Genomic DNA, 20,658 nt, shown 5'->3' with positions numbered 1-20,658 from the left:
CCCTGAAACACGTTCAGGGTGACGGTTCCCTCAGACCTCAGTGGTGATCGCCCTTCGGCGTCTCCATGATCTCGGTCAGTTGCCCACCCATGTCCTTGGGGTGCACGAAGAAGATCAGCGTGCCGTGCGCGCCGATGCGCGGCTCGCCCAGCACGCGCTTGCCCTTGGCCTCGAACCAGGCCTTGGCCTCGTGGATGTCGGGAACCTCGTAGCAAAGGTGGTGCTGCCCGCCGAGCGGGTTGGCAGCGAGCCACTTGCCCACCGCGCTGTCGGGGCTGGTCGGCTGGATCAGCTCGATCTGCGTACCCGCAGTGCCGTTCTCGCCCGGGGTGTTGACGAAGCACACCCGCACCTGCTGGCTTTCCAGCACGAACGGCTCGGTGATGTCGGTCGCCCCCATCACGTCGCGATAGAACGCGATGGAAGCGTCGATGTCCGGCGTCGCGACGCCAACGTGGTTGAGGCGGCCCAGTTTCATGTTCAGACCCTCTCGATGACCATGGCGATGCCCTGGCCACCGCCGATGCACATGGTGATCAGGCCATAGCGCCCGCCGGTGCGGTGCAGCTCGTACATCGTCTTGATCGTCAGGATCGCGCCGGTCGCACCGATGGGATGACCCAGCGAAATGCCCGAGCCGTTGGGGTTGGTCTTGGCGGGGTCGAAGCCCAGTTCCTTGGCGACGCCGCAAGCCTGCGCGGCGAAGGCCTCGTTGGCCTCGATCACGTCGATCTGGTCGAGGTCAAGCCCTGCGCGCTGCAGCGCCACCGGCACGGCCTTGACCGGGCCGAGACCCATCACGTTCGGCTCGACGCCCGCGTGACCCCAGCCGAGGATCCTGGCCATCGGCTTCAGGCCGTGCTCTTCAACCGCCTTGCCGCTCGCCAGCACCACGGCGGCCGCGCCGTCGTTGATGCCGCTGGCGTTGCCGGCCGTGACCGTGCCGTCCTTCTTGAACACCGGCTTCAGCCCCGCCATCGCCTCGACCGAGGCATCGGCGCGGACGTGCTCGTCGGTGTCGAACACGACAACGCCCTTGCGCGTCTTGATCTCGACCGGGACGATCTGCTCCTTGAAGTAGCCAGCCGCGATGGCCGCTGCCGCGCGCTTGTGGCTCTCAACCGCCAGCGAGTCCTGCTCCTCGCGCGTGATCTGGCAGCGCTCGGCCACGTTCTCCGCGGTCACGCCCATGTGGATACCTTCGAACGGATCGTGCAGCGCGCCGAGCATGGCGTCCATCAGCACCTGGTCGCCCATCTTCTGGCCGTTGCGCGCGGTCAGCACCATGTGCGGCGCGTTCGACATGCTTTCCGCGCCGCCGCCGATGGCGATGTCCTGCTCGCCAAGGGCAATGCCCTGTGCGGCCGAGACGATCGCCTGCAGGCCCGAACCGCACAGGCGGTTCACGTTCATCGCGGGGGCTTCGATCGGAATGCCGGCATTCACCGCGGCCACGCGGCTGACGTAGGCGTCCTTGGGCTGGGTCGGCACCACCGTGCCGATCACCACGTTCTGCACCTTGTCCGGCGCGATCCCGGCGCGGGCGATGGCTTCCTTGATCACGATGGCGCCGCTCTCTGCCGGACGCAGCGAAGCGAGCCCGCCGCCGAACGAGCCGATGGCGGTACGCGCGCCCGAGACGATGTAGATGTCGGTCATGTCAGTTCTTCCAGACTGAAGCGCTCGTCAGAGCGGAATGTTGTCGTGCTTCTTCCACGGATTCTCGAGGCTCTTGTTGCGCAGCTTGCGCAGGCCGAGCGCCACGCGGCGACGGGTCGAGTGCGGATGGATCACCTCGTCGACGAAGCCCTTGCTCGCCGCCACGAACGGGTTGGCGAAGCGGTCCTCGTATTCCCTGGTCTTCACCGCCTGCTCTTCCGCCGAAAGCCCGCGGAAGATGATCTCGACCGCGCCCTTCGCGCCCATCACCGCGATCTCGGCGGTGGGCCAGGCGTAGTTGAGGTCGCCGCGCAGGTGCTTCGAGGCCATCACGTCATAGGCGCCGCCATAGGCCTTGCGGGTGATCACGGTGATCTTCGGCACGGTCGCCTCGGCATAGGCGAACAGCAGCTTCGCGCCGTGCTTGATAATGCCGTTGTGCTCCTGCGCGGTGCCGGGAAGGAAGCCCGGAACGTCGACGAAGGTCACGATCGGAATGTTGAACGCATCACAGAAGCGAACGAACCGCGCCGCCTTCTTCGACGAATTGATGTCGAGCACGCCCGCCAGCACCATCGGCTGGTTGGCGACCACGCCCACGGTACGCCCTTCGACGCGGCCGAAACCGCAGATGATGTTGCCCGCATGCTTGGGCTGGATCTCGAAGAACTCGCCTTCGTCCACCGTCTTGCGGATCACTTCGTGCATGTCATAGGGCTGCGTCGCCGAAGCCGGCACGATGCTGTCGAGGCTCGGCTCCAGACGGTCGTATGGGTCCGAAGTCGGCCGCTCGGGCACTTCCTGCCGGTTCGACAGCGGCAGGTAATCGAAGAAGTCGCGCGCGGCGAGAAGCGCCTCGATGTCGTTCTCGAGCGCAAGGTCCGCGACCGAGGTCTTGGTCGTGTGCGTCACCGCGCCACCCAGTTCCTCCTGCGTCACGATCTCGTTCGTCACCGTCTTGACCACGTCCGGCCCGGTCACGAACATGTACGAGCTGTCCTTCACCATGAAGATGAAGTCGGTCATCGCGGGGCTGTAGACCGCACCGCCCGCGCAAGGCCCCATGATCAGCGAAAGCTGCGGCACCACGCCCGATGCCAGCACGTTGCGCTGGAACACTTCGGCATAGCCGCCAAGCGATGCCACGCCTTCCTGGATGCGCGCGCCGCCCGAATCGTTGAGCCCGATCACCGGAGCCCCGACCTTGAGCGCCATGTCCATGATCTTGCAGATCTTCTGCGCGTGACGCTCGGAAAGCGAGCCGCCGAACACGGTGAAGTCCTGGCTGAACACATAGACCAGGCGGCCGTTGATCGTGCCCGAACCCGTCACCACGCCGTCGCCAGGGATCACCGTGTCGGGCATGCCGAAGTCGACGCAATTATGCTCGACGTACATGTCCACTTCCTCGAAGCTGCCTTCGTCAAGCAGTACTTCGAGGCGTTCGCGCGCGGTCAGCTTGCCCTTGGCGTGCTGCGCATCGATGCGCTTCTGCCCGCCACCCAGTCGCGCGGCTTCCCGGCGCTTTTCCATCTCGGCAATATTGGCGGACATTCTACGCACCCTCTCTTGAACGGTGATGACCAAAAACTGGCGCCCGGCTCCGGCCCGTTCCCCCTCCCCGGGGTGCGGACCGGAACCGGGCCCGCATCTGCACCCGGTGAAGGATGTTCGGGCTCAACTGCGGTTTGGCCTTCCACCTGCGCCAGAGCGGTTGCCAAGTCCAATGTTATTCTGCAAACTTGCGAAGGCACACTTTGCAAATTGGAATACGGGAAATGGCCAGACGCCGCCTCTTTGCGGGAGAACAGCTCAAGGCCTTGCGCAGCGCGCGCAAGCTGCGCCAGGGCGAAATGGCCGCGCTGCTGGGCATCAGCGCCTCCTACCTCTCGCAGATCGAGAACGACGAACGCCCGCTGACGCCGGCGCTGACGGACCGCCTGCAATCGAGCTTCCCCGTCGAATGGCAGGACTTCGCCTCGGACCGGGTCGAGCCGGTCCTGGCCGCGCTGCGCGATGCCACCGCCGACCCGCTCATCGGCCAGGCCCTGCCGGGCGAGCAGGTGGAGCGCGTGGCAGAACAATACCCCGCTTTCGCCCAGGCCTTCGCCCGCCTGTGGGACCAGCACCGCCGCTCGGTCCAGCGGCTCGAGATCATCGATGAGGCACTGGGCTCCGACAACATCTCCGGCGGTCGACTGCCGTGGGAGGAAGTGCGCGACTGGTTTCACCACGCCAACAACTACGTCGACGCCATCGACCGCGCTGCGGAACGGCTAGCCATCCGCCTTTCCGGCACCGGCATGTCTCCCACGATGGGACAGATGGCGGTCTGGCTCGAAAGCCGGGGCATCGCGGTCGAGCAGGTCAGCGGCGGAGCCATGCGGCGTTTCGACCCCGAGGCTCGCCGCCTCACCCTCGATCCAAACCAGCCGGTCGAGTCCGGCCGGTTCCAGATGGCCTACCAGCTCGCCGCCGAAGCCCTGAGCGAGGAGATCGCGGCCATCGTGAACGAGGCGACGCTCCAATCCGCCGCCGCGCGCCAGCTCCTCACCGTCGGCCTCGGCAACTATGCCGCGGGCGCGCTGATCATGCCCTATGAGTGGTTCCGCACCCGCGCGCGCGAACTGCGCCACGACATCGACCAGTTGCGCCAGCTCTTCGGCGCCAGTTTCGAACAGGTCTGCCACCGCCTGTCCACGCTGCAACGCCCCCAGGCGCGCGGCATTCCGATGTTCTTTTGCCGTGTCGACATGGCCGGGAACATCACCAAGCGCCATTCCGCCACGCGCCTGCAATTCGCCCGCTTCGGCGGCGCCTGCCCGCTATGGGTGGTGCACGAAGCCGTGGCGATCCCCGACCGCATCCACGTCCAGGCCGCGGAGATGCCCGACGGCGTGCGCTACGTCTCGATCGCCAAGGGTCTGGTGAAGCCTTCGGGCAGCTACTATCGCCCGCCGCGCCGCTACGCCGTGGCGCTCGGCTGCGAGGCGGCGCTGGCGGACGAGTTCATCTACGCCGACGGCATCAATCTGGCGCGGCCCGAGGCGGTTACCCGCATCGGCATTTCCTGCCGCATCTGCCCGCGCGACCGCTGCGACCAGCGCGCCTTCCCGCCCAGCGACCGGGCGATCCTCGTCGACCCCCACGCCCGCGACCTCGTCCCTTACGGAATCACCGACATCTAGGACGAACGTCGCGGCCTGGTGCAACCCGCTTGCCGTCGTCCGGGCGCGCGCCGGGACGACGGCGATCCGCAAGGGATCAGGCGTTGGGGTTGGGCGCGAACGCGCAGATCTTGTTGCCGTCCGGATCGCGCAGGTACGCGCCGTACTGCTTGCCGGGCGAGTTTTCGCGCACGCCCGGCGCGCCTTCGCAAGTGCCGCCATTGGCAAGGCCTGCCGCATGCCATGCGTCAACGACCGACGAATCCGCCGCCTTGAAGCCCAGGGTATAGCCGTTCGACACGGTATGCGCCTCGCCATTGGCAGGCGTGGCCACGACCAGCGAACCGTTGGCGGAAGGGAACGCCGTTCCATGAGGCAGCGGGACGGCGGTCGTGTGCCCCAGCGTTTCCATCACCGCCGAATAGAACTTGCGGGACTTTTCAATGTCGTTTGTGCCCAGGAAGGTATGAGTGAACATTTGCCTCTCTCCGTCATATTAGGCCGTAAACTCATGAATGGCACCATCGAGGCGCCGGAATGGCGAACATATCGGGCCGAAAGGTCCGCCGCAGGGGCTGGTTGCCCCTGCAAGGGCGTTTCGGTTCGAGATTGAAGCCATTCCGGCGTCCCTTCGGGATTTGACCAAAACGGCCATCTGCCGCGTCAGTCGGGCTTGAAATATCGACATATTCCTGCGCCCTCCTTCCTTGCACCTGGCCGTTTTGCCTCAAACCTCGATGGCGCCCTTTATGAGTTTACGGCCTTGTAAGTAAGACAAACCATTCCTGCCCGTATCGCGGTTCCGCGTCGAGAGGCAAAATGGCAGTTCCCCACGATCATGCAGGCAGGTCAGAAGCCGACCGGACTTTCCAGCGGCCCGTCGGCCCGGTGCTGGCTGGCATAGGCTTCGGCCACCCGCAGGACCCTCATCATGTTGCCGTTGGCCAGCTTCTCGAGATCGCCCTGCGACCAGCCCCGCCTTGCCAATTCCACGAACAGCGCGGGATAGCTCGCGGCATCGTCGAGACCGGCAATGGTGGCTTCCACCCCGTCGAGGTCGCCGCCCAGCCCCACGTGGTCCGTGCCGGTCAGTCGGGCAATATGATCGACATGATCGGCCACATCCTGCACGCTGCCGCGCGGCATGGGGTTGGCCTTGTCCCAGGCATCCAGCGCGGCCTTCTCAGCCGAGGGATCGCCCCGGTTGAGCGACTTGGTCCGCGCGACCTCCGCATCGCGCGCGGCGCTCCACTGGCGGGCCGCTTCGAGCACATACGGCGGGTAGAAATTCACCATCACGATCCCGCCCGCCGCGCCGATGGCCTTCAGCGTCTCGTCCGAGACGTTGCGGGCGTGGTGGTTGATGGCCCGCGCGTTGGAATGACTGACGATGGGCGGGGGACCACCCAGCGCCAGTACGTCGCGCATTGTCGCCTCGCTCACGTGGGCAAGGTCCACCAGGATGCCCAGCCGCTGCATCTCTCGCACCACCTTCTCGCCGAACGGGGTCAGCCCGTCATGTTGGGGCGCGTCGGTGGCGCTGTCGGCCCAGGCCGTGTTCCGGAAATGCGTCAGCGTCATGTAGCGCGCGCCAAGCGCGTGCATCTGCCGCAGCACGCCCAGCGATCCGCCAATCGAATGCCCCCCTTCCATGCCGATCAACGACGCGATCCGGCCGCGCTTCCACGCCTCGTCCACGCACCGGCTGTCAGTGCAGAACTGCATGTCCGCCGGATACTGCGCGATCAGCCGCCGGGTAACGTCGATCTGCTCGAGCGTCGCCTGCACTGCCTGCGCCTCGGGCAAGTTGGCCGAGACGTAGACCGACCAGAACTGCGCCCCGACCCGTCCCGCACGCATCCGGGCTATGTCGGTCATCATCGGCGGCGTCCCCGTTGCCGCATCGCCCGTCGCGCGGGTGTCGCGGAAATCGAAGCCTTCAAGCACGTCCTTGCGCCGGTCGCGCAACTGCTCCGGCACGTCGTTGTGCCCGTCGAACACCGGTGCGCTTTTCAGGGCGGCGGCGGCAACCGCCTCTGGGCTGCGGGGCGTGGCGGCAGCGACCGGCAGGGCAGCCAGCGCGGCGAGTGCGGCAAGGGTTAGGCGCTTCATCCGCGTATCCTTGCCCGAACGGCCATCGCGCTCAAGCACGAAGCCGGGCCGCGCGGTTCGGCGGGTTGAAAGAGGGGGCTGTCCTACAAGGCGGCGATCTGCAAGGCTCCGGTTTCGCTCCTTGAACCGTCCATCGCCCGCCCGGTCACTTGCTCGCGCTGTTTTTCAACGCGAAAGGGCCGGTGCGAACCCTGTCCGCCCCGGCCCCTCGATTTCGCTCTGGACTGTATAAACCGTGTAAACCTCGTTCACATATGCGAACGGCCTAGACTTCCTTGCGCAGCATCAGCAGCAGCAGCGCTGCCACGACCGATCCCATCGCCATCACGACCGAGACGCCCAGCAGACCGAGGCCTGCCTGCGTGAACAGCACGCCCGCCAGGATCGGCGAACCCGCTGCGCCGATGCGTCCGGCGCCGATGGCAAAGCCGGTGCCGGTCGCCCGCACGTGGGTCGGGAAGCCCTTGGCGAAGAGGGCGTAGAAGCCGACGATCGCGGCGTTGGTGGTGAAGCCGGTGAAGAACACCGCCATCTTCCACCCGTCGAGGCTCTCTCGTCCGAAGCCGAAAGCCACGACCGCAATCGCGCCGCCAACCAGCATCGCGATGGTCGGCCACTTCAACCCGAACTTGTGCATGGCAAATCCGAACAGCGCCCCGCCGGTCGCCCCGCCGATGTTCGCCCAGACCAGCACGCTCGCAGCCTCGGGCTGGGTGTAACCGAAGTCCGCGACGATCTTGGGGCTCCACTTGAGGATGTAGTAGAACGTCACCGCGTGGAACGAATAGCCTAGCGTGAACAGCAGGGTCGTCCGGATCAGGCCGGGCTTGAAGATGTCGAACACGCTCGGCTTGTCGACCACTGCCGGCGCAGGCGGCAGGATCGTGGCGAGCGGCAGGGCCAGCTTGCGCAGGCTGGCGTTGACCTTGTCGAGCGCGTCCGGCTCGCGACGGGTGACGTAGTAATCCGGCGTCTCGGGCACGAACAGGAACACGAGCGGGATGAACACCGCCGTGGCGATCGCGCCGAATTCGAAGACCAGCCGCCAGTCGCCACCCTTCAGCAGCATTCCGGCGATGGTCCCGCCCACCGTCGCGCCGATCGGGTATCCGATGACCATCAGCGCCATGGCCAGCGAACGGCCCTTGAGGCTGGAGAATTCGGCCGTCACCGCGTTGATCGCCGCCAGCATGCCGCCGATGCCGAGGCCGGTGATGAAGCGCCACAGGGCAAGGCCCGACGGGCTCGCCGAAGTCGTCGCCAGCCACATGCCGGTGGCCATGACCAACAGGCAGCCGAGGATAGTCGGACGCCGCCCGAAGCGGTCCGCCGCGCCGCCCAGCAGGATCGAGCCAAAGCCCATGCCGACCAGTTCCATCGACAGCACGACACCCAGCGCGTCGCGCTGGATGCCCCATTCCTTGGCGATGCCGGGGGCGGCAAAGGCGCTGGACAGGACGTCGAACCCGTCGAGCGCGTTCAGCGCGATCATCAGGACCACGGCGATCCACTGGCGGACGCCCATCGGCGTCTGCTCGATCACCTCGCGCGGGGTTTGTGACATGCGACCCGATTCCTCATCCCAAAATTCTGATTGCTATTGCTTATAACTTATTCGTGGATTCTGGAAAGCAGTTCGATGAGCTGCCGCACTTCCTTGTCGGTGAAGCGGCTCTTCACCCACGCCTCGTGCTCGCCGATGGCGGTCTTGGCGCGGGCGAGCATGTCGATGCCTGCGGGTTCGAGGAACAGCGCCTGCTTGCGCCCGTCCTTGGGCGAGCGGTCGCGGCGCAGGAAATGCTTGGCCTGAAGGCGGTTGATGATCGCCATTGTCGTGGCGCGGTCCATCCGCAGGCGCTGGGCAAGGTCCGTCTGGGCGATGCCGGGATAATCGTCGACCAGCCACAGCACCGACACCTGCTTCTGGGTGAGGTCGAGATCGGTGAACGTCTCGGTGAAATGCCGCAGGCAGGCGCCATGCGCGAGGCGGATGTGGAATCCGAGAATGTCGTTGATCGCGCCGATGTCTTCTTCGTCGGTATGCCCGACGGGCGCGATGGCGTCGGCGAATTTGTCCTTGATCAATGCCCTGCCCCCAACGAATGCGCTTGTCTAATTGTTAGCAATACATACAATATTGCAAGGAGGATGCCATGGCCCAATTTCCGAACACCCCCAGCTTCACGGGATTCAACACGCCGTCGCGGATCGAGGCGGATATCGCCGATCTGGCCCACGAAGGCACGATTCCGCAAGGGTTAAACGGCGCATTCTACCGCGTCCAGCCCGACCCGCAGTTTCCTCCCCGCCTCGACGACGACATCGCCTTCAACGGCGACGGCATGATCACCCGCTTCCACATCCACGACGGCCAGGTCGACTTCCGCCAGCGCTGGGCGAAGACCGACAAGTGGAAGCTGGAGAACGCCGCCGGAAAGGCCCTGTTCGGCGCCTACCGCAACCCGCTGACCGACGACGAGGCGGTCAAGGGCGAGATCCGTTCGACCGCCAACACCAACGCCTTCGTGTTCGGCGGCAAGCTGTGGGCGATGAAGGAGGACAGTCCCGCCCTCGTCATGGACCCGGCGACGATGGAAACCTTCGGGTTCGAGAAGTTCGGCGGCAAGATGACCGGCCAGACCTTTACCGCCCACCCCAAGGTCGATCCGAAGACCGGCAACATGGTCGCCATCGGCTATGCCGCAAGCGGGCTGTGCACCGACGATGTGACCTACATGGAAGTGAGCCCGGAGGGCGAGCTTGTCCGCGAAGTGTGGTTCAAGGTGCCGTACTACTGCATGATGCACGACTTCGGCATCACCGAGGATTACCTCGTGCTGCACATCGTGCCTTCCATCGGAAGCTGGGAAAGGCTGGAACAGGGCAAGCCGCACTTCGGCTTCGACACGACCATGCCGGTGCACCTCGGCATCATCCCGCGCCGCGACGGCGTGCGCCAGGAAGACATCCGCTGGTTCACGCGGGACAACTGCTTTGCCAGCCATGTCCTGAACGCCTGGCAAGAGGGGACCAAGATCCACTTCGTGACCTGCGAGGCGAAGAACAACATGTTCCCGTTCTTCCCCGACGTCCACGGCGCGCCCTTCAACGGCATGGAGGCCATGAGCCATCCGACCGACTGGGTGGTCGACATGGCCAGCAACGGCGAGGACTTTGCCGGGATCGTGAAGCTTTCCGACACAGCCGCCGAGTTCCCGCGCATCGACGACCGCTTTACCGGCCAGAAGACCCGCCATGGCTGGTTCCTCGAAATGGACATGAAGCGCCCGGTGGAATTGCGCGGCGGCAGCGCCGGCGGCCTGCTGATGAACTGCCTGTTCCACAAGGACTTCGAAACGGGTCGCGAGCAGCACTGGTGGTGCGGCCCGGTGTCGAGCCTTCAGGAGCCGTGCTTCGTGCCGCGCGCCAAGGATGCCCCCGAAGGCGACGGCTGGATCGTGCAGGTTTGCAACCGGCTGGAAGAGCAGCGCAGCGACTTGCTGATCTTCGACGCGCTCGACATCGAGAAAGGCCCGGTGGCCACGGTCAACATCCCCATCCGCCTGCGCTTCGGCCTTCACGGCAACTGGGCGAATGCCGACGAAATCGGCCTTGCCGAGAAGGTCCTGGCCGCATGATCCAGCCCGGAGCGGTGCGGCCCGGCCTCGAGTTCGTCTACGAAGCGACCGGCGACCTCGAGCCGCCGGTCGCGATCGGCGAGACCTATGACGGGACGCGGCGGATCATTCCGATCGTTGGCGGCGGGCGCGTGGAAGGACCGCTGATCAAGGGCAGGCTGATCGGCAATGCCGCCGATTGGCAGGTGACGCGGCCCGACGGGGTGACCGTGGCCGATGCGATCTACGCGCTGGAGACCGATGACGGGGTGGTGATCCAGATCCGCAACCGCGGGCTGAGGCATGGACCGCCCGAGGTGATGCAGCGACTGGCGTCGGGGCAGGAAGTGGACCCGGCGGAATACTATTTCCGCACGGTACCCGAGTTCATCGCACCCGTGGGGAAGTACGACTGGATGAACCGGTCGATCTTCGTGTGTTCGGGCGCGCGATATCCGCTGGGGATCAAGCTTTGGGTGTGGCGGGTGACCTGAACATGCATGCGCCCCATCTTTCGGCAGGCGGCAAGCCGAGGGATGGGGCGCTGACATTTCTCCGCCTGTTCCGGTTCGCGCCGAACGAAGTCGAGACGCTTGTGCTCTCGTGTCTCGACTTCGCTCGACGCGAACCGGAAGCTTGGGCTCGAAGCGCGATCAAACCGATGTCCCCGCCCGTTCCAGCAACCCGGCCTCGTCCCGTTCGGCGCGGCGGGCAATCAGGACCATCAGGACGGCGATGGGAATCGCCACGGTGTTGATCGACAGCATGGCGGTGCGCAGGGAACCGGTAGCGTCGGAAAGCAGGCCGACGACGTAGGGGCCGATGCCCATGCCGAGGATGGTCATCACCAGAAGATAGAGACTGGCGGTTAGCCCCCGCATGCGCGGCAGCACCTGATCGTACATGATCGCGTAGAGCGGCGGCATCCAGCCGGTGAGGATGAAGCTGTAGACGAGGAAGCGGGCATAGAAGCTGCCGGGATCGGCGGCGTAATAGACCCAGAACGAGAGGACCGGCGACACTGCCATCGCGAAGAGCGCGACCCAGGCGCGGCCCGAGCCGGGGAAGCGCTGTTGCAGCCAGTCAGAGAGCGGGCCCCAGACCAGCGGACCGACGATGCCCATGCCTGCCGACAGCAGACCGAACTGCAAGGCGGTCTCCTGCATCGAGAGGCCGTAGCTGCGGATCAGGAAGCTGGGGTTGAAAGCCATCATCCCGTAGTTGAGCGTCGATTGCAGCGTGCCGACGGCAATGCACATCATTACCGTTGGCGAGCGCGAGATGACGCGGAAGGCCTGCGCATCGCCCAGCTTCATGCCCTGCATCAGGTTGACGATCACGAATACGCCCAGGCCGATCACGCACCACTGCAAAGCATGCGGGTTGATCGCGACACTGCCGAGGACCATCGCGGGCTTGGGGCTGATCGCGGTACTGAATTGCGTGAGCCCATAGGCCGCGAGGGCGATGAGGACGAGCGCGATCAGATTGCCGCGCACCATCGCCGGGCTGGCGCCCCTGCCCTTCATGCCGATCCAGTGGAAGCCGGGAGTGACCGAGCCGAGGAGCGACAGGCTTCTGGCGAACGGGTGCGGTTCGGGCGGGGTCTCGATCCCGTCCATCTGCCCGCGCACCGGCTCCTTGAGCGTCCACAGGAAAGCGGCCAGCACGAAGCCGGGGGCGGCGGCGACGAGGAATGCGAACTGCCAACCCTTGAGGCCGAATGGCGCTGTGCCGACGGCATGAGCAGCATCCCACCACCCCGCCGCCACGCCGCCCAGCACCAGCGAGCCGCCGAGACCGAGCGCAATGGCGGACGCCATGACCGACATGACGAAACCACGGCGGTGCTTGGGCCAGAAGTCATAAACGAGCGAGGTTCCGGCGGGCTGGGTCGCAGCCTCGCCAATGCCTACGCCAAGGCGCGACAGCGCAAGCATGGCGAAGCTGGAGGCAAGCCCTGCAAGCCCGGTGGCGGCCGACCAGAACAGCAGGCTGATCGCCAGAAGGCGCGTCCGCACCCAGCCGTCGGCCAGCCGCCCCACCGGCAGCGAGAACAGCGCGTAGAACAACGCGAACACGGTGCCGTAGAGCAGGCCCATCTCGGCATCGCCGATCTGGAGGTCCTTCCTGATCGCAGGCGCGAGGATCGCGAGGATCTGCCGGTCGAGCAGGCTCATCGCATTGGTCAGCGCGACGAGGACGAGCGCGTACCATGCGCCGGGGGCCAGTGAGCGGCGCGGTTCTGTGGTCATAGGCTCTCCCTCCCGGCGCTGGTCAAAGCTTGAACCACTTCTCCGCGTTGGTCTGGAAGAACTTCTTCTTCGTTTGCGCACTCATGTCCATGGCGTCCATCGCGCGCACCTCGTCGGCAACGTACTGGTAGGGGTAGTCCATCGCGTACATAACGCGGTCCTCGCCCATGACCTGCTGGCAGAACTTGATCGCAGGTTCCCACGCGACGCCCGAATTGGTGACGAGGACGTTGGACTTGAGGTAGCCCTCGATGGTCTTCTTCAGGGGCTTCATGCGTTCGTAGCGCTGCGAGCGGACACCGGCCTGGTGCATGTAGTCCAGGCGGTAGAGCCAGTAGGGCAGCGCCTCGCCCATGTGGCCGACCATGATCTGAAGGCTGGGATACTTGTCGAAGATGCCGATGGTGATGAGGCGCAGCAGGTGCATGCCCGTCTCCACGCCGAAGCCGAAGATGGCGCCGTCGAGGCCCGCTTCGAGCATCGGGTCGATCATGGAATCGGGCGAAGTGGCAGGGTGGATGTAGAGCGGCTGGTCGACTTCAACGAGGGCGCGGAAGATCGGGTCGAAGAACTCCTCGTCGAGGTAGCGCCCTTGCGTGTGGCTGTTGATCTGGATGCCCTTGAAGCCCAGTTCCCTGGCACCACGATGGATCTCGCGCGCGGACCATTCCGGGTCCTGCGGGGCGACGGTGCCCATGCCGATGAAGCGGTCTGGGTACTTTTGGCACGCGTCGGCAAGCGTGTCGTTGGCGCGGGTGGCGAGCGTCCTGGCCTCGTCAAGGTCGTGCAGCGGCTGGACGCCGGGCGAGGTCAGCGCGAGGATAGCCTTGTCGATGCCGGTCGCGTCCATGTCGGCGATGCGGCGCTCGCCAAGATCGAGCAGGCGTTCGAGGATCTGGGTGGCGCGCTCTGAGGGGGACTGGGCGTAGAAGCCCCAGAGCGAGACCATGCCCTTGTCGGCAGTGCCATCGCGGATCATGCGCAGGTAGACGTCGATGATCTCGCGCGTGGCGAAGGCTTCCTCGGTGGCGATGCGCAGGTAGCCCTGCTCGCCGCCGGTCTTAAGGTCTTGTGTCATGCAGGCTTCCTTCCCGGGAAGGGCAGCCTGCGCCGCGTCACCTGCGGACGGTGAGCGTGAGACTGCCGATGTGATTCATGCGATCCGGCCGCGCAAAGCGGTTGATGTACTGGCCCGAATATCCCGCTTCGAGCGCGATGCCCCTGGCCACGGGCACGCCGAGACCGCCGAACAGGCGCAACTGGTCGAACCCCGCGTGCTGGCCCCAATCGGTGGTGTCGAGGTTCACGAAAGGCTCGGCCCAGACGATCACGCTGGGGCCCTTGCCTGTCGGCGCATCGAGACGGACGTGCTGGCGCAGCCGCCAGCCCATGTTCGATGCATTGCGCACGAAGCGCTGCTCCAGACGGGTGCGCGCGGTGAGCGTGGCCTTGCCTGGCTTGCCCGCCAGCCGCACGGTGGCCTGCTGGAAGGCGCGATGCTCGTCCGTCGCCCGTCCGGTCAGCGGATCGGTGTGGACATAGGCGTAGCCGAGGAACAGCGTGGTCGAGGGGCTGGCCCTGTAGCCAATGGCGGGGCGCACCAACACCTGCCCGAGCCGGTCGGCGCCGTCGGTGAAGCGCAGTTGCAGGTCGGTGAAGACCACCAGCTTGCTGCCCACGGACAGGGTCGATTGCTGGGCCAGCCAGACCTGCTCGTCCTCCTGCGCGGCCATTGCGGGGGCCGCGAAGGCGAAGCATGCAAGAGACAGGATCGAGGCGCGCAGTGCTGGCATGGAGAACTCCGGATTGCGCCTTCGGCAGGCGGGCAGGCCCCCCCCCATAGCGCGCAATCCTGAATACCCAACTGCCGACCGACACCGCAATTACCCTTCGTGGACCGCCTTGGTGACAAGGCAGGCCATGACGCCTTCGGGACCGTCCTCGGAGCCGTGGCCGGACCACTTGACCCCGCCGAAGGGCGAATCCGCGCCGCCGATCATGGTCGAGTTAAGCCCGAGCATCCCCGTCTCGATCTCGCGGGCGAGGCGCTTGGCCCGCGCCGCGCTGTCGGTCCAGGCGTAGGCGGCGAGGCCGTAGGGCAGGCGGTTGGCCTCGGCGATCATCGCTTCCTCGCCGCCGAAGGGATTGATCAGCGCGACCGGGCCGAACGGCTCCTCGTTCATGATCGCCGCGTCGAGCGGGACTTCGGACAGGACCGTGGGGGCGTAGAAATAGCCGGCGTTGCCGACGCGCTCGCCCCCGGTGTGGAGCCTTGCGCCGCGGGTCACGGCGTCCCCGATCAGGCGATCCATCGCCTCGGGGCGGCGGGCGTTGGCCATGGGGCCCATCTGCGCATCCTGATCGAGGCCGTTGCCGACCTTGATCCGGCCGACGCGCTCGGCAAAACCGTCGCGGAAGCGTTCGAACACGCTCTCTTCCACGATGAAGCGGGTTGGCGAGACGCAGACCTGGCCCGCGTTGCGATACTTGGACGCGGCCATGGTATCGAGCGCCTTGTCGATATCGGCATCGCCGAAGACGAGGACAGGGCCGTGGCCGCCAAGCTCCATCGTTGTGCGCAACATGTTGTCGGCGGCAAGGCGCATGAGGTGCTTGCCGATGACGGTCGAGCCGGTGAACGAGAGCTTGCGGATGACGGACGAGCCGAGCAGGTGGCGACTCACCTCGTCAGGCACACCGAACACGGCCTGGGCCACTTCCTTGGGCAGGCCCGCATCGAGCAGGCATTGCAGCACCCCGAGCGCGGAGGCCGGCGTTTCTTCCGCCGCCTTGAGGATCACCGAGCAACCGGCGGCAATGGGCGCGCCGAGCTTGCGGCCGGGGTTGCCGAGCGGAAAGTTCCACGGCGCAAAGGCGGCCACGGGCCCGACCGGTTCATGCGTGATCGTGCTGCGCTGACCCGCAGGGCGCACGAGGGTGCGGCCATAGAGCCGGAATACCTCGCCGGCGTAGAAGTTGAACAGGCCCACGTTCATCAGGACTTCGATGCGCGCCTCGGGCAGGGTCTTGCCTTCTTCCATCGTGGCGATGCGGGCGAGGTCCTCCTGCCGTTCCAGCATCAGGCGGGCCGCGCCCTGGAGCACGGCTGCGCGCTGCTGCGGCGTGCTGTCGCGCCAGATGCGGAAGCCCTTCGCCGCGACTTCGAGCGCGCGGTCGAGATCGGCGACTTCGGCCAGCGGCAGTTCGCCGATGGTCTCTCCGGTAGCGGGATTGACGACCGCGTGGGTGCGACGTCCGCCGCCGCTGACGCGGGCGCCGTCGATGATCATGTGGAGCGAAGGGTACGCAGTCACTATTTAATCTCCGGAAGCCTTTTGCCTGAACTGCCCCCAACCGCCGTTCGTGTCGAGCGAACAGGAGGGTGGTGGGGATTCCTGCGGGACGGCCCTGCTGCGTGGGTTGCGGGTGAAGGCCGGGAGGAATTGGCCCCCACCCGCAATCTCTTATTTCCGCGCGTTCTCGCGGTCGATGTCGCCCTGCCAGCGCTGCGCGACCATTTCCTCGCCCGTCACCGGGTGCTTCATGTGGAAGGGGTTCAGCTTGTGGGTCGGCCAGAGCCAGTGGTCGGCGATCAGTTCGTCCGGTCCGGTCGGGTCTTCGGGATAGGTGACCTTGGGGAACGGCACGTATTCGTGCGGGGTGTTGGCCCAGCCGCTTTCGAAATCGGCGTGCCAGATCGGCATGTAGTTGAGGATGTGCATCCGCCACACGCCGTCCACCTTCTTGTAGGTGTTCTCGTAGATGCCGCCTTCCCACCACTGGCGCGCCTTGAGGTGCGGGGCATCGCCCTCGTAATCCTTGTGGCGACCGGCCTGCATCATCGACCGCGCGCGGCCGAGAGCGGTGACCCCGTCATCCTGCACGTGGATGATGTCCTGAAGCTGGGGGTGATCGAGCAGGAAGCCGTCGATCGGGCCGTTGTTGCCGTAGGTGAAGCGCTTCTGGAAACGTTCGACGTAGAGACGGCGGATGCCCTCCTTGCCCTTCCAGACGCCGCCGAAGAAGCGCACTTCGCCATCTTCGGTGAACAGGTCCACGGTCTCGTTATACATGCACTTGTCGATCAGGTAGCCGTAGAGATGCTGGAGCTTGCGTACGTCCAGCTCGTCCTCGCGCACCGTCAGGCGCCTTTCGAGGTCGTTCAGGCGGCTTTCGAGCGCGGCAATCTGATTGCTATCGGACACGTCCAACTCCCATCAATTTAGTTTGTCTTACTAACAAATTGCGCGAGCCGGACGTGGCTGTCAACGCCCCATTTCCGGCTTCGCGCAAAGAACTACCGCCCCTCGGCCTCGAGCCGGGCAACTTCCTCGCGGTAAGGACGGATGCCCATGAACATGGCGAACGTCGCGATGGGCAGAAGCACGCCCGCGGTGATGACCAGCGCCTTCCACAGGTCGGCCTCCACGCCGACCACGCGCTGCGCCACCGTGCCGACGACAAAGCTGCCGAGCGCGCCGAAAAAGGTGAACATGAACAGGTAGATCGCCGTCACCTGCCCGCGCATCTCGTTCGGCGCGATGCGCTGGATCGCCGCGTTCTGCGGGACAGCGCCCGCCAGCCCGAACATGCCGCCCAGCGCCATGACGGCAAGGCTTGCCTCGCCGGTCGGCATCATCGGAGACGTGATGGCGCAGACGGTGACGAGGGCGAAGAGGATCGTGGCAGCGCGCACGTTGGCGTCGGAATAGCGCCGCGCCAGCCATTCGACGAAGAAGCCGCCGAAAAACACGCCGACAAGCTGCGAGACCAGCAGCATCGGCGCCATGACCATGCCGATCTGTGCCTCGTCCCAGCCGTATGTGCGGATCATGAAGGGCACGCGCCAGAAGGCGAGGCCAAACGTCTCGATCGCGGAAAGGGCGAGACCGATGAACAGCGGATAGTAGACCCGCCCCCGCGCATGGATCGCCCGCGCGGCGTCGAGGCCGGTGAATGCCAGGATGCGCTGGCCGAGGCTTTGCGCGGGGGGAGCGGAAATCGTGGCACTGGCGGGCACGAGCAGGCGCGGCGGCTCCTTGACGGTGAGCAGCAGAAGCGCGGCGCAAAGGCCGAGGACCGCCTGCCCAAGAAGGATGAGTTGCCAGTTGTGGAGGTGGAGCCCGAACACGACCGGATCGTCCCATCCCGCAAGCGCCACGATCAGCTTGCCGCCCACCAGAACGCCGACGGTCGACCCGCCGATGAAGCCGAGCTGGAGAAGCGAAAAGGCGCGAGTGATCTTCTTCGGCGGAAAATAGTCCGCGATCATCGAATAGGCCGCCGGGGCATGGGCCGATCCGCCCGCGCCAAGGAACATGCGGCTGCCGACGAACTGACCGAAGCCCTGCGCAAGACCGCCAAGGCCCATGACGAGGCCGGTCGCGGCCATGCCGCCCGCCAGCACCAGCTTGCGCGGGTAGATGTCGGCCAGCCGCGCGAGCGGAATGCCGGCGAAGACGAAGAAGATGACCGTTGCCGGCCCGCCGAGAAAGCCGAGCTGCTCGTCGGTCAGGCCGAAATCGACCTTGATGCGTTGCGCCAGCATCCCGAAGACGGTCTGGTCGAAGAAGTTGAGGAAGGTGGCGAGGATGATGACGAACAGCGCCCAGTAGGCCGCCCGGCTCGATGGCCACTGACGCTCCGCCCCGACCGGGCCGCCCGCACTTTCCCCGTCTCTGGCCACATCTCTGGCCACGCCTCTGGCGACGCTTTCGGCATCGGGCCCCGCGGCAACCACCACACCTGCCATGAATTCTCCTCTCCCGCTGCGGCGACCCATTTCGGCGGGCCTTGTCGAAGCAGCAATATTGTTAGTCTTGCATACAATTCCTCGCTGGTGAATACAAAAGGCGAAAAATGATTCCCGGCGCCGGTCGATGGCTGCCGGCAAGGCACCAAAGGAGAGGATCGATGCAGAATCTGCCGGGCAAGACGGCTTTCGTGACGGGCGGCGCCAGCGGCATCGGCCTGGGCATCGCCAAGGCGCTGCTTGGCGCCGGGATGAACGTGACCATCGCGGACATCCGCCAGGACCACCTCGATTCGGCCGTGGCAGAGCTGGGCGGCGGCGAGCGGGTGCTCGCGGTGAAGCTCGACGTGACCAATCGCGACCAGTTCGCCAAGGCAGCCGACGCCACCGAGGCGAAGTTCGGCAAGATTCACCTGCTGGTGAACAATGCGGGCGTTGCCGTGGTCGGCCCGACCGAGCTGGCGACTTTTGCCGACTGGGACTGGGTCATGGGCGTGAACGTGAATGGCACGATCAACGGCATCGTCACCATCCTGCCCCGCATCCTCGCCCACGGCGAAGGCGGCCATATCGTCTGCACCGCTTCGATGTCGGCGCTTGTGCCGGTTGCGGGAACGACGATCTATTCGGCCGGCAAGGCTGCCGTGACCGCGATGATGGAATGCATGAGGCCCGAGCTTGAAGGCAGGGGCGTGATCTGCTCGGCATTCTGCCCCGGCGCGGTCCAGTCGAACATTGCCGATGCCGCCAAGACCCGTCCGGCCGAGTTGGCTGACACCGGCTATGCCGAAGCCGACAAGCGCCGCGCGGCCGGCGGCAACTTCATGCACTTGTACCAGACCAAGGAACAAGTCGGCGAGCGCGTGCTGGAAGGCATCCTCAACGACGAACTCTATATCCTGACCCACGCAGAGTTCCTGACCGGGGTGGAAGAGCGCGGCCTTGCCACGACGGCGGCAGTGCAGACCCACTTGCCCGAGAACCCGGAATACAAGGAGACCTTCGCAGCCCTGTTCCGCAATCCGGCGATCACCGACGAAATCGCCCGGCAGAACAAGCTGAAGGAAACCCGCAAGGCCGGGGTCGAGGCATGAAGGACTTCGCGGGCCGTACCGCCTTCGTCACGGGCGGCGCCAATGGCGTCGGCATCGGCCTTGTCCGCCAGCTCCTCAACCAGGGGTGCAAGGTCGCCATCGCCGACATCAGGCAGGATTCGATCGACAAGGCTCTGGCCACGCTGGAGGCGGAAGGATCTGGGCCCGAAGTCATGGGCGTCCAGCTCGACGTGGCAAGCCGCGAGGGCTTCAAGATGGCGGCGGACGAGGTCGAGGCCAGGTTCGGTCCGGTGTCGATCCTGTGCAACAATGCCGGGGTAAACCTGTTCCAGCCGATCGAGGAATCTTCCTACGACGACTGGGACTGGCTGCTGGGCGTGAACCTCCACGGCGTGGTAAACGGGGTGACGACCTTCGTTCCGCGCATGGTCGAGCGGGTGAAGGCAGGGGAGCAGAAGGGCGGACACGTGGTCAACACCGCGTCGATGGCGGCCTTCCTCGCGGCGGGAAGCCCCGGCATCTACAATACCACCAAGTTCGCGGTGCGCGGCCTTTCGGAATCGCTGCACTATTCGCTGCTCAAGTACGAGATCGGGGTTTCGGTACTCTGCCCGGGCCTGGTGAAGAGCTATATCTATGCCAGCGACGACATCCGTCCGGATGCGCTGAAGGGCGAGATGAAACCAGTGGACAAGACCGCGGTCGAACGGCTTGCGGGCGTGCACGAGTTCGGCATGGAACCGGACGTGATCGGCGCGCGGGTGATCGAGGCGATGAAGGCCAACCGCCTGCACATCTTCTCGCACCCGGATCACAAGGAAGAGCTGCGCGAGATCTTCGACGAGATCATCGCCGAGTATCAGGACTACCCCAAGGACCCCGGCTACGACCAGCGCGTGGCTTTCGAGAAGTTCCGGGCCGACAGCTTTGCCGAAGCGCGGCGGCAGTCGAGGGCGGCGGATTTCTGAGCGCTGCGACCCCACACGGATAATAAAAAAGGGCGGAGCCGCGAGGCCCCGCCCTTTCTCTATCCGCTCACTG

General features: G+C 65.6%; 18 protein-coding genes. 5 read left to right on the top strand and 13 right to left on the bottom strand.

Going from position 1 to position 20,658, the window contains the following annotated elements; genetic code table 11:
- Nucleotides 1–37 precede the first annotated feature (37 nt).
- The 3 genes from mce to SARO_RS04035 are packed head-to-tail and all read right to left on the bottom strand — an operon-like array spanning nucleotide 38 to nucleotide 3,213.
- On the bottom strand, nucleotides 38–478 hold the full coding sequence (gene mce, locus SARO_RS04045; RefSeq protein ID WP_011444469.1) for a methylmalonyl-CoA epimerase: 441 nt from the start codon (nucleotides 476–478) through the stop codon (nucleotides 38–40).
- A gap of 2 nt (nucleotides 479–480) precedes the next feature.
- A complete protein-coding gene (locus tag SARO_RS04040) occupies nucleotides 481–1,659 on the bottom strand; it encodes an acetyl-CoA C-acyltransferase family protein (RefSeq protein ID WP_011444468.1) in 1,179 nt (392 codons plus the stop codon).
- A gap of 27 nt (nucleotides 1,660–1,686) precedes the next feature.
- Nucleotides 1,687–3,213 (bottom strand): acyl-CoA carboxylase subunit beta, encoded by a 1,527-nt coding sequence (locus SARO_RS04035; protein ID WP_011444467.1) that lies wholly within the window; start codon nucleotides 3,211–3,213, stop codon nucleotides 1,687–1,689.
- 224 nt (nucleotides 3,214–3,437) lie between these two features.
- On the opposite strand from SARO_RS04035, the gene SARO_RS04030 reads away from it, so the two are divergent.
- A complete protein-coding gene (locus SARO_RS04030; protein WP_041550109.1) occupies nucleotides 3,438–4,847 on the top strand; it encodes a helix-turn-helix domain-containing protein in 1,410 nt (469 codons plus the stop codon).
- A gap of 76 nt (nucleotides 4,848–4,923) precedes the next feature.
- On the opposite strand, the gene SARO_RS04025 is transcribed toward SARO_RS04030, so the two are convergent.
- The 4 genes from SARO_RS04025 to SARO_RS04010 form a co-directional block, all read right to left on the bottom strand.
- A complete protein-coding gene (locus tag SARO_RS04025) occupies nucleotides 4,924–5,304 on the bottom strand; it encodes a VOC family protein (RefSeq protein WP_011444465.1) in 381 nt (126 codons plus the stop codon).
- A 371-nt stretch (nucleotides 5,305–5,675) separates the two neighbouring features.
- Nucleotides 5,676–6,938, bottom strand: a complete 1,263-nt coding sequence (locus SARO_RS04020) for a dipeptidase (RefSeq protein WP_011444464.1) — start codon at nucleotides 6,936–6,938, stop codon at nucleotides 5,676–5,678.
- 265 nt (nucleotides 6,939–7,203) lie between these two features.
- Nucleotides 7,204–8,502: an MFS transporter gene (locus tag SARO_RS04015; RefSeq protein ID WP_011444463.1), complete on the bottom strand. Its 1,299-nt coding sequence runs from the start codon at nucleotides 8,500–8,502 to the stop codon at nucleotides 7,204–7,206.
- 47 nt (nucleotides 8,503–8,549) lie between these two features.
- Nucleotides 8,550–9,023, bottom strand: coding sequence for a MarR family winged helix-turn-helix transcriptional regulator (locus tag SARO_RS04010; RefSeq protein WP_011444462.1), 474 nt, complete (start codon nucleotides 9,021–9,023; stop codon nucleotides 8,550–8,552).
- Between the two features lie 68 nt (nucleotides 9,024–9,091).
- On the opposite strand from SARO_RS04010, the gene SARO_RS04005 reads away from it, so the two are divergent.
- Together SARO_RS04005 and SARO_RS04000 are read left to right on the top strand one after the other, a co-directional pair.
- Nucleotides 9,092–10,576, top strand: a complete 1,485-nt coding sequence (locus SARO_RS04005) for a carotenoid oxygenase family protein (protein ID WP_011444461.1) — start codon at nucleotides 9,092–9,094, stop codon at nucleotides 10,574–10,576.
- Nucleotides 10,573–11,049: a DUF3237 domain-containing protein gene (locus tag SARO_RS04000; RefSeq protein WP_011444460.1), complete on the top strand. Its 477-nt coding sequence runs from the start codon at nucleotides 10,573–10,575 to the stop codon at nucleotides 11,047–11,049. The genes SARO_RS04005 and SARO_RS04000 overlap by 4 nt, the downstream gene beginning before the upstream one ends.
- A 159-nt stretch (nucleotides 11,050–11,208) precedes the next feature.
- Here SARO_RS04000 and SARO_RS03995 read toward each other — a convergent pair whose 3' ends face one another.
- From SARO_RS03995 to SARO_RS03970, 6 genes are all read right to left on the bottom strand, one after another.
- Nucleotides 11,209–12,810, bottom strand: coding sequence for an MFS transporter (locus tag SARO_RS03995; protein ID WP_011444459.1), 1,602 nt, complete (start codon nucleotides 12,808–12,810; stop codon nucleotides 11,209–11,211).
- A gap of 22 nt (nucleotides 12,811–12,832) precedes the next feature.
- On the bottom strand, nucleotides 12,833–13,888 hold the full coding sequence (locus SARO_RS03990) for an amidohydrolase family protein (RefSeq protein WP_011444458.1): 1,056 nt from the start codon (nucleotides 13,886–13,888) through the stop codon (nucleotides 12,833–12,835).
- Nucleotides 13,889–13,925: 37 nt separating this feature from the next.
- Nucleotides 13,926–14,603, bottom strand: coding sequence for a DUF2490 domain-containing protein (locus tag SARO_RS03985; protein WP_011444457.1), 678 nt, complete (start codon nucleotides 14,601–14,603; stop codon nucleotides 13,926–13,928).
- A gap of 90 nt (nucleotides 14,604–14,693) precedes the next feature.
- Nucleotides 14,694–16,124, bottom strand: a complete 1,431-nt coding sequence (locus tag SARO_RS03980; RefSeq protein ID WP_011444456.1) for an NAD-dependent succinate-semialdehyde dehydrogenase — start codon at nucleotides 16,122–16,124, stop codon at nucleotides 14,694–14,696.
- A 150-nt stretch (nucleotides 16,125–16,274) separates the two neighbouring features.
- Entirely contained in the window at nucleotides 16,275–17,015 is a 741-nt protein-coding gene (locus SARO_RS03975; RefSeq protein WP_011444455.1) for a nuclear transport factor 2 family protein, read from the bottom strand.
- A gap of 92 nt (nucleotides 17,016–17,107) precedes the next feature.
- Nucleotides 17,108–18,562 (bottom strand): MFS transporter, encoded by a 1,455-nt coding sequence (locus SARO_RS03970; RefSeq protein ID WP_011444454.1) that lies wholly within the window; start codon nucleotides 18,560–18,562, stop codon nucleotides 17,108–17,110.
- Between the two features lie 161 nt (nucleotides 18,563–18,723).
- Here SARO_RS03970 and SARO_RS03965 point away from each other — a divergent pair, with 161 nt between their 5' ends.
- Together SARO_RS03965 and SARO_RS03960 are read left to right on the top strand one after the other, a co-directional pair.
- Entirely contained in the window at nucleotides 18,724–19,656 is a 933-nt protein-coding gene (locus SARO_RS03965; RefSeq protein ID WP_011444453.1) for an SDR family NAD(P)-dependent oxidoreductase, read from the top strand.
- Nucleotides 19,653–20,585: an SDR family NAD(P)-dependent oxidoreductase gene (locus SARO_RS03960; protein ID WP_011444452.1), complete on the top strand. Its 933-nt coding sequence runs from the start codon at nucleotides 19,653–19,655 to the stop codon at nucleotides 20,583–20,585. Before SARO_RS03965 ends, SARO_RS03960 begins: the two co-directional genes overlap by 4 nt.
- The last annotated feature ends 73 nt before the right edge of the window (nucleotides 20,586–20,658 follow it).

Source organism: Novosphingobium aromaticivorans DSM 12444 (genome assembly GCF_000013325.1).
GTDB lineage: Bacteria > Pseudomonadota > Alphaproteobacteria > Sphingomonadales > Sphingomonadaceae > Novosphingobium > Novosphingobium aromaticivorans.
The sequence above is the reverse complement of the archived record's forward strand: the minus strand, read 5'-3'. Positions and strand labels throughout refer to the sequence as shown.